Source organism: Paenibacillus sp. 01T422 (assembly GCF_056398785.1).
Map to the genome: position 1 here is coordinate 1 of NZ_JBFTQB010001589.1, position 533 is coordinate 533.

The 533-nt window shown below is 37.7% G+C and carries 1 protein-coding gene; it reads left to right on the plus strand.

All coding sequences use genetic code 11. The features are described from left to right. Positions 1-317: 317 nt before the first annotated feature. Positions 318-533 (plus strand): response regulator (locus AC1DUA_RS40320; protein WP_477504975.1); only part of this gene is annotated, 216 nt, incomplete at its 3' end.

Consider the following 533-nt stretch of genomic DNA (forward strand, 5'->3'; position numbering starts at 1 on the left):
GGATTAGGGAGTTTTATTTTTAAATTAAATCTACAAGATGACATCATCATTTCATAGAAAGTCATCATCTGCGTGTATGCCAATTTGATTTAGAAAGTCGTAAGCTATTATTAAGAAAGGAGGCTGATCTAAATACGATTGTCTCTATATTCTAATGATTGGCAGGAGGATGCTGGCCAAGTTTTACGAGACCAATTGATCCTGATGTGGTAACTTATGAGAAGGACACTAGGTATAATGTACCACTGGATAACATGCAAACGGAAGGCTACGGATATTTGCGTTCTAGTGTTGAATAAATCTGGAGGTAAAGTGTGATGTACAAATTGTTGCTTGTGGAGGATGAAGAGTTAATCAGGAATGGCATTAGGCGATTAGTTCCGTTTGAGAAATTTAACATCACTGAAATTATAGAGGCGGGAAATGGTGAGGAAGCGCTTAAGCTTTTCCTTGCTCATCGTCCCGATATTGTCCTGTTGGATATTAATATTCCGAAAATGAATGGACTCGATTTTGCTAGAAAAGCCAAAGAG